The sequence below is a fragment of the Mycobacterium sp. E802 genome (genome assembly GCF_001666875.1).
Lineage (GTDB): Bacteria > Actinomycetota > Actinomycetes > Mycobacteriales > Mycobacteriaceae > Mycobacterium.
Genome location: NZ_LZJD01000074.1, coordinates 38,618 through 55,093 on the forward strand (window position 1 = coordinate 38,618; position 16,476 = coordinate 55,093).

The 16,476-nt window shown below is 66.8% G+C and carries 18 protein-coding genes and 1 pseudogene; 7 read left to right on the forward strand and 12 right to left on the reverse strand.

The window, feature by feature from the left end:
- Entirely contained in the window at positions 1 to 915 is a 915-nt protein-coding gene (locus tag A5699_RS10890; RefSeq protein WP_067769058.1) for a zinc-binding dehydrogenase, read from the reverse strand.
- Positions 916 to 981: 66 nt separating this feature from the next.
- Here A5699_RS10890 and A5699_RS10895 point away from each other — a divergent pair, with 66 nt between their 5' ends.
- The gene (locus A5699_RS10895; protein WP_067769093.1) at positions 982 to 1,524 is read left to right on the forward strand and encodes a bifunctional 2-polyprenyl-6-hydroxyphenol methylase/3-demethylubiquinol 3-O-methyltransferase UbiG; all 543 of its coding nucleotides are present in this window, start codon (positions 982 to 984) and stop codon (positions 1,522 to 1,524) included.
- An 82-nt stretch (positions 1,525 to 1,606) separates the two neighbouring features.
- On the opposite strand, the gene A5699_RS10900 is transcribed toward A5699_RS10895, so the two are convergent.
- A complete protein-coding gene (locus A5699_RS10900) occupies positions 1,607 to 3,637 on the reverse strand; it encodes a glycoside hydrolase family 15 protein (protein WP_067769060.1) in 2,031 nt (676 codons plus the stop codon).
- A 114-nt stretch (positions 3,638 to 3,751) separates the two neighbouring features.
- Between A5699_RS10900 and A5699_RS10905 the strand changes: the two genes are divergently transcribed.
- The 6 genes from A5699_RS10905 to A5699_RS10925 all read left to right on the forward strand — a co-directional run bounded on the left by A5699_RS10905 (position 3,752) and on the right by A5699_RS10925 (position 8,172).
- Complete coding sequence (locus tag A5699_RS10905) at positions 3,752 to 3,955, forward strand: hypothetical protein (protein WP_067769062.1); 204 nt, start codon at positions 3,752 to 3,754, stop codon at positions 3,953 to 3,955.
- A gap of 139 nt (positions 3,956 to 4,094) precedes the next feature.
- A complete protein-coding gene (locus tag A5699_RS30260) occupies positions 4,095 to 4,187 on the forward strand; it encodes an Ms4533A family Cys-rich leader peptide (RefSeq protein ID WP_369806685.1) in 93 nt (30 codons plus the stop codon).
- A 131-nt stretch (positions 4,188 to 4,318) separates the two neighbouring features.
- The gene (locus A5699_RS10910) at positions 4,319 to 5,383 is read left to right on the forward strand and encodes a sulfate ABC transporter substrate-binding protein (RefSeq protein WP_369806686.1); all 1,065 of its coding nucleotides are present in this window, start codon (positions 4,319 to 4,321) and stop codon (positions 5,381 to 5,383) included.
- Positions 5,380 to 6,240, forward strand: a complete 861-nt coding sequence (gene cysT / locus A5699_RS10915; RefSeq protein ID WP_067769064.1) for a sulfate ABC transporter permease subunit CysT — start codon at positions 5,380 to 5,382, stop codon at positions 6,238 to 6,240. Before A5699_RS10910 ends, cysT begins: the two co-directional genes overlap by 4 nt.
- A complete protein-coding gene (cysW, locus tag A5699_RS10920; protein WP_067769066.1) occupies positions 6,237 to 7,058 on the forward strand; it encodes a sulfate ABC transporter permease subunit CysW in 822 nt (273 codons plus the stop codon). Before cysT ends, cysW begins: the two co-directional genes overlap by 4 nt.
- 19 nt (positions 7,059 to 7,077) lie before the next feature.
- Positions 7,078 to 8,172, forward strand: a complete 1,095-nt coding sequence (locus A5699_RS10925) for a sulfate/molybdate ABC transporter ATP-binding protein (protein ID WP_067769068.1) — start codon at positions 7,078 to 7,080, stop codon at positions 8,170 to 8,172.
- A gap of 12 nt (positions 8,173 to 8,184) precedes the next feature.
- Here A5699_RS10925 and A5699_RS10930 read toward each other — a convergent pair whose 3' ends face one another.
- The 10 genes and pseudogenes from A5699_RS10930 to A5699_RS28440 all read right to left on the reverse strand — a co-directional run.
- A complete protein-coding gene (locus A5699_RS10930) occupies positions 8,185 to 8,445 on the reverse strand; it encodes a metal-sensitive transcriptional regulator (RefSeq protein ID WP_067769070.1) in 261 nt (86 codons plus the stop codon).
- Positions 8,446 to 8,509: 64 nt separating this feature from the next.
- Complete coding sequence (locus A5699_RS10935; protein ID WP_067769072.1) at positions 8,510 to 9,370, reverse strand: sulfite exporter TauE/SafE family protein; 861 nt, start codon at positions 9,368 to 9,370, stop codon at positions 8,510 to 8,512.
- Positions 9,367 to 9,963, reverse strand: coding sequence for a rhodanese-like domain-containing protein (locus A5699_RS10940; RefSeq protein ID WP_067769074.1), 597 nt, complete (start codon positions 9,961 to 9,963; stop codon positions 9,367 to 9,369). Before A5699_RS10940 ends, A5699_RS10935 begins: the two co-directional genes overlap by 4 nt.
- Positions 9,963 to 11,174, reverse strand: coding sequence for an FAD/NAD(P)-binding oxidoreductase (locus A5699_RS10945; protein WP_067769076.1), 1,212 nt, complete (start codon positions 11,172 to 11,174; stop codon positions 9,963 to 9,965). Before A5699_RS10945 ends, A5699_RS10940 begins: the two co-directional genes overlap by 1 nt.
- A gap of 22 nt (positions 11,175 to 11,196) precedes the next feature.
- Positions 11,197 to 12,576 (reverse strand): rhodanese-like domain-containing protein, encoded by a 1,380-nt coding sequence (locus A5699_RS10950; RefSeq protein WP_067769078.1) that lies wholly within the window; start codon positions 12,574 to 12,576, stop codon positions 11,197 to 11,199.
- A 177-nt stretch (positions 12,577 to 12,753) separates the two neighbouring features.
- Positions 12,754 to 13,467, reverse strand: coding sequence for a sirohydrochlorin chelatase (locus tag A5699_RS10955; RefSeq protein ID WP_067769080.1), 714 nt, complete (start codon positions 13,465 to 13,467; stop codon positions 12,754 to 12,756).
- 7 nt (positions 13,468 to 13,474) lie between these two features.
- Positions 13,475 to 14,185: a phosphoadenylyl-sulfate reductase gene (locus A5699_RS10960; protein ID WP_067769097.1), complete on the reverse strand. Its 711-nt coding sequence runs from the start codon at positions 14,183 to 14,185 to the stop codon at positions 13,475 to 13,477.
- Positions 14,186 to 14,247: 62 nt separating this feature from the next.
- Entirely contained in the window at positions 14,248 to 15,966 is a 1,719-nt protein-coding gene (locus tag A5699_RS10965) for a nitrite/sulfite reductase (protein WP_369806687.1), read from the reverse strand.
- Between the two features lie 94 nt (positions 15,967 to 16,060).
- Positions 16,061 to 16,261 (reverse strand): Ms4527A family Cys-rich leader peptide, encoded by a 201-nt coding sequence (locus A5699_RS30265; RefSeq protein ID WP_369806688.1) that lies wholly within the window; start codon positions 16,259 to 16,261, stop codon positions 16,061 to 16,063.
- Between the two features lie 35 nt (positions 16,262 to 16,296).
- A pseudogene (locus A5699_RS28440) lies at positions 16,297 to 16,447 on the reverse strand (coproporphyrinogen III oxidase); the annotation flags it as partial.
- Between the last annotated feature and the right edge of the window lie 29 nt (positions 16,448 to 16,476).

The window sequence follows — 16,476 nt, forward strand, 5'->3', positions numbered from 1 at the left end:
TCAGTCGACCTGTAGTACCGCCTTGCCGGTGACCCTGCGGTCGAGCAGGGCCTGTGCGGCAGCGGCAATGTTGCTCCAGGTGTCGCGCAGCCCGATCTGCGGGTCCATCTCGCCGTCGGCGACCAGTGTCAACAGGTAGTCGAGGTCAGCCTGAAAGGGTCCCCGAACAGTGAACGGCTCCAACCGTTTCCGGTTTCCCCGGCGTCGCTCCGCCTCGAAGTCGATGGTCGTGGGTTCGTTGGAGGCCATCCCGATCGACTGCACCGAACCGCCGTCGGACACCAGGCTGAACGCCTGCGCCAAGAGCTTCCCACCGACATTGTCGAGGGCGCCGAACACCGGCTCCGTCACGGTATCGAGTCCGACCACCACCTCGGCGGCGCCCAGCTCGGTGAGGCCCTCACCGCGGGCGGGGCTGCCGACCGCGGCGATGACATGCGCGCCGGCTCGGGCAGCCAGCTGCACCGCGAACCGGCCGACGCCGCCGGAGGCGCCGGTGATGAGCACTCGGCGGCCCACCACCGGCCCGAGGGCCCGAACCGCCTGCAACGCAGTCACTCCCGCGACCGGCAATGCGGCGGCTTCGTCGAACTCGACGAACTCGGGAAGCTCGGCGAGATTGCCGGTGGACACGACCCGTCGTTCCGCCCAGCCGGCCGCACCGCTGAAGCCGACCACGCGGGTGCCGACCGCCGGTCCGGATCCATCGGCGGCGGCCCGGACGACGACACCGGCACTGTCCCAGCCGGGCACCTCACCCGGTTTGCGCATGTGATCGATGAAATGGAGCTCACCGAAATTCAGTGCGATCGCGTGGACATCGATCAAGGCCTCGGATTCGGTGACGGTTGGTTCGTCGACGTCGTCGAAACGGAGGTTGGCCGGGGCGTGCGGGTCGTAGACGATGGCTCGCATGCAGGGGCAAACCCCGCGGCCGGGCGCATCTATTCCCGCCCGCCGACCTTTCGTAGGGTGGCGCTGATGAGTCAGCAGGATCGCCTCGACTGGGACACCACGTACCGCGGCCATGACAGCGCCGTCGATGCGCCCCGCCTGCCAGCGGTGTTCGACGCGCACGGTGACGTCTTCCCAGTGAAAGGAACGGCGCTCGACATCGCGTGCGGCACCGGTTCGGCGTCGGTCTGGCTGGCCCGACGCGGCCTGAACGTGCGGGGCGTCGACGTGTCGCCGCTGGCGCTCGGCCATGCCGGTGCATTGGCTGCCCGGTACGGCGTCTCCGAGAAGTGTCGCTTCGATGTCGTCGACCTCGATGACGGGTTGCCTGACGGCCCACCGGTCGACGTGATCGTGTGCCACCGATTCCGCGATCCGCGGCTGTACCGCCCGATGTCCGAGCGCCTGACTACCGGCGGGGTCCTCGCGGTCTGCGTGCTCAGTGAAGTCGGTGCCGCACCCGGGAGGTTCCGGGCCGCTCCGGGAGAGCTGCGCGACGCATTCGGCCGCCTCGAGGTGATCGCCGCCGACGAGGGCGGCGGTCAGGCCTGGCTGCTCGCCCGCAAGTGATTTCTCCCGCGAACAGACACAAACCCGTAGCAAATCAACGGATTTGGTACGGGTTTGCGTCTGCTCGGCGGGGCTAGGTGGGCTACATCGGCGCGTTGGCGGGCTGGAACACCCCGGAACTGTCGGACTCCTCTTCGGCGCGGATGACGTGCACCACCGCGTTGATCAGGGCCAGGTGGGTGAAGGCTTGCGGGAAGTTGCCTAGATGCCGTCCGGTTCGCGGCTCGATTTCCTCGGCGTACAGATGCAGCGGACTGGCGAACGACAACAACCGTTCCAGCAGATGCTTGGCCCGGCTCACCTCACCGATCTCGACGAGCGCCGACACCAACCAGAACGAACAGATGGTGAACGTGCCCTCTTCGCCGGACAACCCGTCGTCGGTCTCCTCGACCCGGTAGCGCAGCACCAGACCGTCCTCGGTGAGTTCGTCGGCGATCGCCAACACCGTGGCCCGCACCCGCGGGTCATCCGAGGGCAGGAACCGGGTCAGCACCGCCAGCAACAGCGAGGCGTCCAGCGCGTCGTCGTTGTAGCGCTGCGTGAGCACCCCACGCGAATCCACGCCGCGGGCCAGCACGTCGGCCTTGATCTCCTCGGCGATGGCGCGCCACTGTTGTGCGTAGCTCTTCTCGCCTTGAAGTTCGGCCAGCTTCGAACCGCGGTCCAGCGCCACCCAGCACATGATCTTGCTGGAGGTGAAGTGCTGCGGCTCGCCGCGTACCTCCCAGATGCCCCGGTCGGGTTCCTTCCAGTGCTTGATGGCTTCTTCGACCTGGTTCTTCAGTACCGGCCACAGCGCCTCGGGAATCTGCTCGCGCGACTTGGCGTGCAGGTACACCGAATCGAGCATCGTGCCCCAGATGTCGTGCTGCATCTGGTTGTAGGCACCGTTGCCGATGCGCACGGGCCGGGCGTTGTCGTAACCCGACAGGTGGTGCAGCTCTTCCTCGACGAGGCTGCGCTCGCCGCCGACCCCGTACATCACCTGTAGCGGGTGTCGTTCGCCGTTGTTGGCCCCGGACACGTCGGCGATGAACGCGAAGAAGTCGTCGGCCTCGCGATCCAGGCCCAGGGTGTACAGCCCCCACAGCGCGAACGTCGAATCCCGGATCCACGAGTAGCGGTAGTCCCAATTGCGTTCGCCCTGAGGGGTTTCCGGCAGGGACGTGGTCGGCGCGGCCAGCAGGGCGCCGGTCGGGGAGTAGGTCAAACCCTTCAGCGTCAGCGCGCTGCGCTGTAGGTAGGACCGCCACGGGTGGTCCGGGAAATCACCGATGTTGATCCATTGCCGCCACGCCTCGCTGGTTTTCCACATCTTCTCGGCGGCCTCTTCGTATGTCTGAGGAGCCGGATGCTTGGACCAACTCAGCGCGACGAACACGTTGTCGCCCTCGGTGAGCCGGGTCCGGGCACGGGCCTCCCGGCCCTCGATACCGATCCGCAGGTTCGTGGTGAGCCGCAGGGTCGGGTGTGAGTCGGGGTTGCGGGCGGCGCGGGCGATGGCCTCGCCGTAGGCGGGGCCGGAGTACTCCCACGATGCGCTGACCCGGTGGTAGTCGAAGGCCGGTTCGCAGTTCATCACCAGCTCGACGGTGCCGCTGACACAACGCACCGTGCGCAGCAGGATGTGCTCGGCATCCCAGTCCATCGGGGTGCGTCGATGCGTGCGCGAGCGGGTCTCGATGTCGTGCCAGGGTCCCATCACCAGGGCGTCGCGCACGATCAGCCAACCGGTGTGGGTCTGCCAGGTGGTCTCCAGGATCAGGCTGCCGGGTAGGTAACGGCGCGCCGAGGGCACGGTCACGCCGTAGGGGCCGAGCCGGAAGTGGCCGGCGTTGCGGTCCAGGATCGCGCCGAACACGCTCGGCGAATCGGGGCGGGGGACACACAGCCACTCCACCGAGCCGGCCGAGGAGATCAGGCAGGTGTTCTCGCAATCGGACAGAAAGCCGTAGTCGGCGATCGGCGGGAACGGGTTCCGCAGCGAGCCACTCGATGAGTAGGGCACCGGGGCGGTCACCGTCAACGGCGTGTCCGATGTCTTGGACGTCCCGGGTGTCTTTCCGAGTGCCGCGGCGGCATCCGTGGGCTCGGTGTGTTGCAGAACCATCCGCACATCATCATCTGCGGATACAGGCGGCGTCTACCCGCGCCGGGCGTGGCGAATGTTACGGGCGGGGCGGGATGAAGAACGGTGATTCGGCGATCGCCTACGCTTGGGCCCATGACGGCAATCCTGAGCTGGTGGGACGGCGTCGAACTGTGGCTCACCGGGCTGCCGTTCGTCGTGCAGACCGCGGTGGTGATGCCGGTGGTACTGGCGCTGGCCTACGGCAGTGCCGTGGTGCTCGACGGTGCGCTGGGCTGGGGAACCGCCGGGTTGCACCGGCTTCGCCATGCCCCGACGGAGGAGATGGAATCGGAGTGAACGGTATGCCGCGGTCGCGTGTCACCTTGATCTTGGTTCTCCTGGTCGTCCTGGTCATCGTCATGTGGTTGCTGACCCGCTGACTCCGGCCCGCACTGCCCGGCAGGCGCGACGGCGGAATTCTGTTATTCTTCGCGCCATGCATTCAGCGTCCGGCAAGACCGAGAGCCATGTCTTGGCTCTCATTGCCGTGGGTGCACGCGCTGTTGCTGACGTCGCCTGTTGTCGCTGACCCCAACCCGTCTGCGGTTTGGTGTCGGTGGCGGTTCTGTGCCCGGATGCTCTGCTGTTGCCTCCCTCACCTCCCTCGCCTTTCCGCATGACGGACCTCGCATTGTCCGCTGTCTGCCAGAAAGGTCCTCAGTGTCCGTCAACAAGACCAACCTCAGCCGATCGGTGTTCTCCCGTGCGCGGCTGTGGCGCACCGCCGCCGTCCTGGCCACCACCAGTGTGTTGGCGGTCGGGTGCGCCGGCGGTGCCAGCGACGTTCCCGGTGGGGACGACGCCGCCGCGGGTGCCGACACCACCCTGACCCTGGTTGCCTACGCGGTGCCCGAACCGGGGTGGAGCAAGATCATCCCGGCGTTCGCCGCCACCGAGGAGGGCAAGGGTGTTGCGGTGACCAAGTCCTTCGGCGCCTCTGGTGACCAGTCGCGTGCCGTCGTCGACGGCAAGCCGGCCGACATCGTCAACTTCTCGGTCGAACCCGACATCACCCGGCTGGTCAAGGCCGACAAAGTGGCCGAGGACTGGAATGCCGGCAACACCAAGGGCGTCCCGTTCGGATCTGTGGTGTCATTGGTGGTGCGCAAGGGCAATCCCAAGGGCATCAAGGACTGGGACGATCTGCTGCAACCCGGACTCGAGGTGGTGACCCCGAGCCCGCTGAGTTCCGGTTCGGCCAAGTGGAACCTGTTGGCGCCCTATGCGGCGAAGAGCAACGGCGGCAAGGATTCGGCGGCCGGTCTGGACTTCGTCAACAAGCTGGTGACCGAGCACGTCAAGACCCGTCCGGGTTCCGGCCGTGAAGCCACCGACGTGTTCCTGCAGGGCACCGGGGATGTGCTGATCAGCTACGAGAACGAGGCGATCAACGTCGAGCGGCAGGGCAAGCCGGTCGAGCACGTCAACCCGCCCCAGACTTTCAAGATCGAGAACCCGGTGGCCGTCGTCAAGACCAGCGCCCATGCCGACAAGGCCAAGGCCCTACTGAACTTCCTGTTCACCCCCGAGGGGCAGAAGCTGTGGGCCGAGGCCGGGTTCCGGCCGGTCGATCCGGCGGTGGCGGCGGACTTCACCAAGGATTTCCCGACGCCGGAGAAGCTCTGGACGATCGCCGACCTGGGCGGCTGGGATGAGGTCGACCCATCGTTGTTCGACAAGGACAACGGCTCCATCACCAAGATCTACAAGCAGGCGACTGGATGACGTCGGTGGCCCAGACCGATGCCGCCCAGACGGATCTGGGCGCGCCGGCAGGTGAGCGGCCCGGCCGCTACGGCAGCACCTCACTGCGCGTGGGGGCCGCGTCGATCTGGCTGAGCATCATCGTTCTGCTGCCGTTGGCCGCGATCGTGTGGCAGGCGGCCGGCGGCGGGTGGCACGCCTTCTGGCTGGCCGTCACCTCCAACGCGGCGGTGGACTCGTTCCGGGTGACGCTGACCATCTCGGCCGGCGTGACATTGGTCAACCTGGTGTTCGGCCTGGTGGTGGCCTGGGTGCTGACCCGCGACGAATTCTGGGGTAAACGGCTGGTGGACTCGGTGATCGATCTGCCGTTCGCATTGCCGACGATTGTGGCGAGCCTTGTGATGCTGGCGCTATACGGCCCGGCCAGCCCGGTCGGTCTGCACCTGCAGCACACCAAGTGGGGTGTCGGTGTCGCGCTGTTGTTCGTCACCCTGCCGTTCGTGGTGCGCTCGGTACAGCCGGTACTGCTGGAGCTCGACCGCGAGACCGAGGAAGCCGCGGCCTCGCTGGGGGCCAGTAACCGGGTCATCTTCGTGAAGGTGATCCTGCCGGCGTTGCTTCCCGCGCTGCTGTCCGGCGCCGGGCTGGCGTTCTCGCGGGCCATCGGCGAGTTCGGTTCGGTGGTGCTGATCGGTGGTGCGGTGCCGGGCGAGACCGAGGTGTCCTCGCAGTGGATCCGCACCCTGATCGAGAACGACGACCGCACCGGGGCCGCGGCGATCTCCATTGTGCTGCTGCTGATCTCGTTCCTGGTGTTGTTCGTGCTCCGGGCGGTGGGGTCGCGGGTGGCCAAACGTGAGGAGCTTTCGGCATGACGCTCTCCCCGCGGATGCGCTACCTGTTGCGGTTTCTTGCCCTGGCCTATGTGACGGTGCTCGTGGTGGTTCCGGTGGGTCTCATCTTGTGGCGCACGTTCGGCCCGGGGCTCGGCGAGTTCTTCGCATCGGTGGGCACGCCCGCGGCCATCTCGGCGCTGAACCTGTCGTTGTTGGTGGTGGCGATCGTGGTGCCGCTGAACGTGTTGTTCGGTGTCCCCACGGCATTGGTCTTGGCGCGCAACAAATTCCGTGGCAAGAGTGCGCTGCAGGCGGTCATCGACCTGCCGTTCGCGGTGTCGCCGGTGGTGGTCGGTGTGGCGTTGATCCTGCTGTGGGGGTCGGCCGGGTTGTTCGGTTTCGTCGAGAACAACCTCGGGTTCAAGATCATCTTCGGATTCCCCGGCATCGTGCTGGCCAGCATCTTCGTCACCGTGCCGTTCGTCATCCGCGAGGTCGAACCGGTGTTGCACGAGATCGGTACCGATCAGGAGGAAGCCGCCGCGACACTGGGATCGACGTGGTGGCAGACCTTTTGGCGGATCACCCTGCCGTCGATCCGGTGGGGCCTGACCTACGGCATCGTGTTGACCGTGGCCCGCACCCTGGGAGAGTTCGGTGCGGTGCTCATGGTGGCGTCGAACCTGCCGGGCACCTCTCAGACGCTGACCTTGCTGGTGGCCGACCGCTACAACCGCGGCACCGCCGACTCGGTGTACGGCGCGTACGCCATCTCGACGTTGCTCATGGCGGTGGCCGTGGTGGTCCTGGTGGTCCAGGTCATCCTCGACCGTCGTCGAACCAAGGCCGCGCAGTAGGGCCGAGAAGGGAAGAACTATGACCGACGCGATCGTGGTTCGGGGCGCGAACAAGCACTACGGCGATTTCGCCGCGCTCGACAACATCGACTTCGAGGTGCCCTCCGGTTCGCTCACCGCCCTGTTGGGGCCGAGCGGCTCGGGCAAGTCCACCCTGCTCCGTGCCATCGCCGGACTGGACCAACCCGACACCGGGACCATCACCATCAACGGCCGTGACGTGACCGGAATCCCGCCGCAGCGCCGCGGTATCGGTTTCGTGTTCCAGCACTACGCGGCGTTCAAACACCTGACGGTCCGCGACAACGTGGCCTTTGGTCTGAAGATCCGTAAGCGCCCCAAGGCCGAGGTCAAGGAGAAGGTCGACAACCTGCTGGAAGTGGTGGGGCTGGCCGGTTTTCAAACCCGTTATCCCAACCAGCTCTCGGGCGGTCAACGTCAGCGGATGGCGCTGGCGCGGGCGCTGGCCGTCGACCCGCAGGTGCTGCTGCTCGACGAGCCGTTCGGGGCATTGGACGCCAAGGTGCGCGACGATCTGCGTACCTGGCTGCGCCGGCTGCACGACGAGGTACACGTCACCACCGTGCTGGTGACCCACGACCAGGCCGAGGCCCTAGATGTGGCGGACCGGATCGCAGTGCTCAACAAGGGGCGCATCGAGCAGGTCGGTTCACCGACCGAGGTGTACGACGAGCCCGCCAACGCGTTCGTGATGTCGTTTCTGGGCGCGGTCTCCGAACTCAACGGAATCCTGGTGCGCCCGCACGACATTCGCGTGGGTCGTAATCCCGAACTGGCGGTGGCCGCCGGTGACGGCACGGCCGAGGCCACCGGGGTCTTGCGGGCCACGATCGACCGGATCGTGATGCTGGGCTTCGAGGTTCGCGTCGAGTTGACCAGCGCCGCAACGCACGTGCCGTTCACGGCCCAGATCACCCGGGGTGACGCCGAGGCGCTGGGGCTACGCGAGGGCGACACTGTCTACGTGCGGGCGACGCGGGTTCCGCAGATCGCCGGTGATGTGCAGGTTTCACGGAGCGACCAGGACGACACGGACGACAAGGGCAAGAATTCTGCGAGCCGAGACGAGGACGAGGCGCTGACGATCAACTGACCCGGCCGCGGATCACGCCAGGGTCAGGAACAGCTTCTCCAGATCGGCCACATCCATCGGCTCGTCGCTTTCACCGGCAATGCATTCGCGCAGACCGGTTGCGACGATCTTGAACCCGGCGCGGTCGAGCGCGCGGGAGACCGCCGCGAGCTGGGTGACGACGTCCTTGCAGTCACGGCCCTGTTCGATCATGGTGATGACGCCGGCGAGTTGTCCTTGGGCGCGGCGCAGCCGGTTGAGAATGGCGGCGATCGATTCCTCGTCGCAGATCATGTTGTCGCCCCTAACTTTTGAGTCTGTTGATTCTCCATCATACCCGTGGGGGTATGTGTGGGGGTCATGTTGTGGCCGCCGGTGGGCCGAACAGCCACCGCAGCGGACACCATCCCAGCCGCGCACAGCTGACGGTGCTGAGACCGGCCAGTACAGTCAGGCAGGCGGCGGTGAGCCCGACGGCCGGATCTACCTCTTGACCGAGAATGACCGATGCCATCAGCAACACGAACCAGCCGAAGGCCCGTCGTACCACGCCGGGGTCCACGTGGGCAGTCAGTCGGGTGCCGATCAGGCTGCCCAGCACCGCCGCGGCGGTGACTGCCCCGGCGATCGTCCAGTCGATCGGCACGGTGCTGAGATGGCCGGCCAGGCCCGCTGCGGAGTTCATCGTGATCACCAGCAACGAAGTGCCCACCGCGACGGGCATGGGCAGGCCGCCCAACAGCGCCAGGGCGGGCACCACGAGGAATCCGCCGCCGGCGCCGACGGCACCCGTCACCACCCCGACGCCGAGCCCCATCGGAAGCACCTTGGCGATCGGCAGCGTGCGCGTTGTCGAAGCGCAGGCGGTGCGCCTCCTGATCATCGCGATCCCGGTGGCCGCCATCACCGCCGTGAAGGCGATCAGCAGCACCGAGCCCTCGATGACATAGCTCAGCAGCCCGCCGAGATAGGCACCGACCATGCCGGCCGCCCCGAACAGCATCCCGTTGCGCCACTGCACCCGACCGGCGCGGGCATGTGACAGTGTGCTGACCGCGCTGGTGACCCCGACCACCACGAGCGAGGTGGCGATCGCCTGCTTGGCCTCCATACCGGCCACATAGGCCAGCAGCGGGACCGTCAGGATCGACCCGCCCCCGCCGAGGAGTCCGAGCGACACCCCGACCAGGACGGCCAGTGCGACAGCCAGGGCGATCATGCCGACGCGCCGGAAGGTGTCTTCTTGGTACCGATCAGCTGCTCGACCACCGCCTGGGCATCACAGGACGCGCCCCGGTTGTAGGGCAGCTTGGCCAGCATCATTCCCATGGCGCAGGTGTTTGTCAGTGCCGCGGTGGTCAACCCGGCCCCGATCGCCCCCGCGACCCATTTCAGCTTGGGGGACGCGATGCTGCCCAGCACGCTGCCGAGCACGATCGACCCCGCAACCAGGCGCACCTGGCGTTCGAGGTCCCAGCGCTGGGCGCCGCGGCGCACGACGAATCCCTTGTCCTGCCAGGCAGTCATCCCACCGTCGAGGATCGAGACATTGGGCAGCCCGGCCTCGCGAAGCGCCTGCCCGGCGGTGCCGGCACGTTGCCCGGAGCGGCAGATCAGCACCACATTCTCGTCGAGGTGCTGGGCGATCTCGTCACGATGCTCCTGCAGCAGGTCCAGTGGGACGTTGTAAGAGCCTGGGATATGGGCACTTTCGAACTCACCAGGGGTGCGGACATCGATGAGCCGCGGGCCCACGCCGTCCCGCGTCAGCTCGTTGAGTTCGGTTGCGTCGATGATCGACGGATTGGACATCAGGCCAGACCCTTCAACATCAGGTTCCAGTACAGGACGGGCAGCCCGTACTTCTTGAGGTACCAGTACGGCCGGTGCGGTGTGACCGGATCGAGCAGGGGGAAGGACGGTTTGAGGGTGAAGTCGTAGTCGAACTCGGCCAGCAGCATGTCCTTCGAGGACGTGACGATGGGGCAGGAGGCATAACCGTCGTACGAGGCGAGCAGTGGTCGCCCGCTCAACACCGCGCCGATGTTGTCCACCACGACGGGCGCTTGTTTCCGAATGGCCGCACCGGTTTTCGAGTTCGGTGACGAGCCCGCGTCGCCGAGTGCGAACACGTTGGGATAGCGCACGTGCTGCATGGTGTGTTTGTCGATGTCGACATACCCGTTGGCGTCGCCGCCGACATGGCTGGTCGACAGCGGGCTGGTCTTGATCCAGTCCGGTGCCGACTGGTGCGGCACCACGTGCAGGACGTCGTAGGGCAGCGTGGTCTCGATTCCCTCGGCCATGCTCGTCATCGTCACCTTGCGGGCGCCGGAATCGACAGAGCGGACTTCGCTTCCGGTGTGCAGCGTGATGCCGTAATCGGCGATCACCTTGTCCAGATTGTCGGCGATGGCCGGGATGCCGAAAATCCGCGGGGTCGGCACCACCAGGTGCACGTCGATGTCGTCGAGCACCCCTTGGCGCCGCCAATGGTCACAGGCCAGGTAGGCGATCTTCTGGGGTGCGCCGGCGCACTTGATCGGACCGGAGGGCATGGTGAACACCGCGGTCCCGGATCGGGTGTTGCGGATGAATTCCCATGTGCGCGGGGCGAGGTCGAAGCGGTAGTTCGAGGAGACGCCCTCGGAGCCCAGGGTGTCGGCCAGACCCTCGGTGCGGTCCCAGTCCAGCTGGATTCCCGGTGCCACGACCAGCACGTCGTAGCCGTAGGTCGTACCGTCGGCACACGTGACCGTGTTGGCGTCCGGGTCGACCGAGGTCACCGCACTCTTGATCCAGGTGGCGCCGCGGGGCATCACCGACGCCTCGGCACGCTCGGTTTCGGCGGCCGTCGCCTGGCCGCCGCCGACCAGTGTCCACAGCGGCTGGTAGTAGTGCTTGTCCGACGGTTCGATGATCGCGACGTCGGTGTGGTGCCGGCGCAACAACCGTGCGGCCACCGTGATCCCGGCTGTACCGCCGCCGATGATCAGGACCTCATGCTTGCGTGGGCTGGACATATGTGTCGTATTCTCCTGTCTCTCAAACGGTCTGGGTTGCGGCCAGCCAGGCGCCGTAGCCGCCCAGGATGTCGCTGACGTCGGTGAAGCCGCGCCGGCGCAGCAGGCTGGCCGCTACAGACGAACGGTAGCCGCCGGCACAGTAGACGACCGTCGGGCGGGTCGGGTCCAGTTCGGCCGTGCGGTCCGGCAGCTGTCCCACCGGGATGTTGATCGCGCCGGGGATCATGCCGGCCTCGGTCTCGCCTGGATTGCGCACGTCGACGATCTGGAGGTCGGCGATATCGCCGGCCCGCTCGCCGAAGGCGTGCGCGGTCAGCCGGGATGCCACTTCCACATCGTCTCGGTGCTCGAACATCGCGCGTTCGGGATCGTCGAGGTAACCCAGCACCCGGTCGAATCCGATGCGCGCCAACCGGTTCTTGCCCTCACGTTCCTCGCCCGGCTCGGTGACCAGCACGATGTCGGCATCCGGTGTGATCACCGAACCGGCGAATTCTGCATAACGACCGGCCAGCCCGATGTTGATCGCGTTGCGCAGGTGGCTCTTCGCGAAGTCCTCGGGGCTACGGCCGTCGACCAGCATGGCACCGGACGCCACAGCTTCGGCGGCGTGCCGGTAATCCAGAGCCGGCGGGGTGGCCTCCTCGTCGAGCAACGGCCGGTCTTTGCGGTTGAGGATTGCGTCGTACCCGAAATAGCTTGGTGCCGGCGGCTGTCCGGCCGTCACCAGCTCGATGAACGACTCCTTGTCCGGCGCGCGCAGTGCGTAGTTGGTCTGCTTCTGCTCACCGATCGTGGACGACAGTTCGGTGGACAGGTTCTTGCCGCACGCCGAACCTGCGCCGTGGGCCGGGAAGACCCGGGTGGCATCCGTTAGCGTCAGCAGCTTTTCGTGCAGCGAGTGGTAGAGGTTGTCGGCCAGCTCGTCGCGGGTGAAGCCGATCGACGCGAGCAGGTCCGGCCGGCCCACATCACCGATGAACAAGGTGTCACCGGTCAGCACGCCGTAGGGCGTGGCGTCGTCGGCGTGCTCATGGACCACGATGCTCATCGACTCCGGGGTATGGCCGGGGGTGTGCCGGAATTCCAGCACCACCTCGCCCAGGGAGATGCGTTGGCCATCCTCGACCCCGAGGTGATCGAATTCGGGCCGGGCGACCGACGAGTACACGATGACCGCGCCGGTGGCCTCGGCCAGCTCGAGATGGCCGGACAGGAAGTCGGCGTGGAAGTGCGTTTCGATGACGTGGGTGATCTGCAGGCCGAGTTTCTCGGCATCGGCGATGTACTCGGCGACGTCGCGCTGCGGGTCGACGACGACGGCGCGGCCGGTCGACTCATCCCCGATCAGGTATGACGCGTGCGACAGACAGTCCAGGTAGTACTGGATGAACTTCATTGTTCGGCTCCTCGGCGGACATGGCATATACCCGAGGGGGTATATCGATAGGTCCAAATATACCCCCTGGGGTATGGGAGTCAAGTGGGCGAGGGGTGCCCCTCCTGTCGCGAACAGACGCAAAACCGCTCAACTTCACCGCGAAATCGACGGGTTTACGTCTGCTCGGCAGGGGAATCAGGCGGCGAAGCCGGCGCGACGGGTGGCCAGCGCCTCTTCATAACGATCCAGCACAGTGGCCGCCACCAGCCGGTGCGCTCCCAGTGGCTCTGCCATGGGAATCCCTGCGGTAGAGGCGAATTCGGCCACCCGATCGGTGATGCGGCCGTGTGCCAGGAACCAGGGCGCGATCACCAGGCGGCGGGCACCGCGATCCCGTAACCGGTCCACGGACTCGGACAAGGACGGCGTCTGACCGGTGGCGAACGCCACATGGGTACCGGCCCAGCGCGTACCAACGGCCAAGGCCTCGGCCAAGGCCGCCGTGCGGGTGTTGGCCGCCGGATGTGATGAGCCCACGCCGACCAGGATGACGCCCAGCCCGGCGTCGAAGCGTGACACCCCGACCGCGCTGAGTCGTTCGCGCACCACCTGCAGCAATCGGGGGTCCTCGCCGAGCACGTCGGCCTGGATCACCTCGGCGCCGGAGTCGGCGATGAGCTCCGGGATGTCGATCCGGGCGTGGTAGGCGCTGCCGAGCAGCAGTGGCACCACCACGGCCCCGGCGTCGACGTCGGGGAGCACCTCGGTGAGGTTGGGTGCGTTCTGCTCACAGAACGCGACCCGCACCTCGGTCTCGGGCAGCAGACGGCGCAGGTGCCCGCCGATGGCACGCGCGTTCGCCGACGAACGCGGGTCCGCGCTGCCGTGTGCGGTGAGAACGAGCGTCACGGAAACCTCACGAGGCGTGCAGCCCGCATTCGGTCTTGGCCTGGCCGGCCCACCGGCCGCTGCGCGGATCGGCACCTGCGGCCGGCTTGCTGGTGCACGGGGCACATCCGATCGACGGATAGCCCTCGTAGACAAGGGGATTGACCAGAATGTCGTTGGCGTCGATGTAGGCCTGCATGTCCTCGTCGGACCAGGCTGCGATCGGGTTGATCTTGACCAGACCGAACGCGGCGTCCCAACTGATCAGCGGCGCGTTGGCCCGCGTCGGCGCCTCGACCCGGCGGATGCCGGTGACCCAGGCGCGGTAGCCACTCAGGGCTTTGCTCAGCGGCTCGACCTTGCGCAGCCGGCAGCACTCGCCGGCGTCCCGGGAGAACAGGTCCTTGCCGAGCAGCTCGTCCTGCTGTGCGACGGTGCGCTCCGGGGCCACGTTGACCACCCGCACGTCGTAGACCGCCTCCACGGCGTCCCGGGTGCCGATGGTCTCGGCGAAGTGGTAGCCGGTGTCGAGGAACAACACGTCCACACCCGGACGGACCTTCGCGGCCATCTCGACCAGGACGGCATCCTGCATGTTGGACGCCACCACGTAGGACCCGCGAAAATGTTCGTCGGTCCACCGCAGCAGCTCCTCGGCGCCGGCATCGGCCAGTTCGGCCGCACCGCGCTCGGCCAGCTCCTTGAGTTGTTCCTCGGTCACAGCTCTCGCTCCACTCATCGCATCTGCCCGCTCTTCGCGCAAGCGGCTCATCGCAGCTTCACGCTCTTCGCGCAAGCGGCTCATCGCAAATCGTCTTCGTCGGCCCGCACCGCCCACTGAGCGAAACGCTCACCGTCCTCGCGTTGTTTCACGAAATTGCGGACCACCCGATCGATGTAGTCGACGAGCTCGGTGGCCAGCACCTTGTGCTGGCGTAGCTTGCGGCCGAAACCGCTGTCGAGGCCCAGGCTGCCGCCGAGGTGCACCTGGAAGCCCTCTTCCGGGCCGTTGCCGTCGTCGACCATCTGGCCCTTGAAGCCGATGTCGGCGACCTGGATACGGGCGCACGAGTTGGGGCAGCCGTTGAGGTTCACGGTGATCGGCACGTCGAGTTCGGCGTTCAGATCGCCGAGCCGGGCCTCCAGCTCGGGCACCAGATGCTGGGCGCGACCACGGGTGTCGGCGAAGCTCAGCTTGCAGTACTCGATGCCGGTGCAGGCCATCAGGTTGCGGCGCCAGTGCGACGGCCGGGTGTCCAGGCCGAGCGCCTCCAGACCGTCGCGCAGCGCGTCGAGCTTCTCATCGGGGACGTCGAGAATGATCAGCTTCTGGTAGGCGGTCAACCGCGCGCGGTCCGAGCCGGCGGCCTCCATCAGGTCGGCCACCTTGGTCAGGATCGTGCCCGAAACCCGGCCGGCGATGGCCGAGGCGCCCACCGCATTGAGCCCGTTGCGGATCTTCTGCACGCCGACGTGATCGACGGTGTGCGGCACCTGCGCGGGGGCCGGACCGTCGATGAGGGGACGCTTGAGGTATTCGGTTTCGAGCACCTCGCGGAACTTCTGCGGGCCCCAGTCCTTGACCAGGAACTTCAGCCGGGCCTTGGACCGCAGCCGGCGGTAGCCGTAGTCCCGGAAGATCGAGGTGATGCCTTCCCAGACGTCGGCGACCTCCTCCAACGGCACCCACACGCCGAGGCGCTGGGCCAGCATCGGGTTGGTGGACAGGCCGCCGCCGACCCAGACGTCCAGGCCCGGACCGTGCTCGGGATGGTTGACGCCGATGAACGAGACGTCGTTGATCTCGTGGGCGACGTCCTGCAGACCCGAGATCGCGGTCTTGTACTTCCGCGGCAGGTTGGAGAACTCCGGGTTACCGATGTAGCGCTCTTCGATCGCCCGCAGTGCCGGGGTGGGATCGAGCACCTCTTCCAGCGAATCCCCGGCCACCGGGGAGCCGAGCATGCCGCGCGGGCAGTCGCCGCAGGCCTCCATGGTCTGCAGCCCGACCTCGTCGAGGCGCCGCCAGATCTCCGGAATGTCCTCGATGCGCAGCCAGTGGTACTGCAGGTTCTCCCGGTCGGTGATGTCGGCGCTGTCGCGGGCGAAGTCCACCGAGATCTGCCCCAGGGTGCGCACGGCCTGTGCCGAGAGGGCCTTGCCGTCGGTGCGCACCCGCATCATGAAGTACTTGGCTTCCAGCAGGTCGGCGTTGTCGTCGCCGGTGAAGGTGCCGTCGTAGCCCTCGGTGCGCTGGGTGTAGAGGCCCATCCAGCGGAAGCGGCCGCGCAGATCGTCCTTGGCGATGCTGTCGAAACCCTGCTTGGAGTAGACGTCGAGGATCCGCTGGCGGACGTTGAGGGCGTCGTCCTCCTGCTTGAACGTCTCAGGGTGGTTGAGCGGCTCACGGTTGCCCAGCGCCCACTGACCCTCGTCACGGGGCTTCTTCGCGGGGCGGTCGGCCTTCACGGGGGCCTCGGGGGTTGTCACTGTTGTGCTCCTTCGCAAAGGAGCTGACATTCAGACCGCGCAGATCACCGGTGGCTGTCCGGCGGCGCAGATCCGGTGCCAGCTGAAACTATGGGGCGGGCGGGGGTCCGAAATCAACGCAGGATCAAGGCAGACAGCAACAGCTACAAACGCGCTTGAAATCGACATGCCGACGGGCCACCAGCTGAATGCGGGTGGTGCTGTTGCGGGCGGCAGTCACGTCCGCCATTGTGCCACGATTGTCGTCACCTGCCCTAACCGGGCCATATTTGCGCGCACGGTGAGCAAAAGTCGGCGCTGGACAGTCTGGGAAAATCAATCTCATGAGTACCCGCACCGCGACCGCCGGCCAACCCGAGTTGGCGCCCCCGAGTTCGGCCGGCGTATAGGTGTTGAAGTCGCAGTACCCGCACCGGGTGGCGCAGAACGGTACGTGGATGTAGATCCCGAACGGACGGCCGGGCCGGGGCGCCAACTCGGGTTGGCCGGCGGTCGCGGTGCGGGTACTCATGAGATTGATTTTCCCAGACGGTCCAGAGC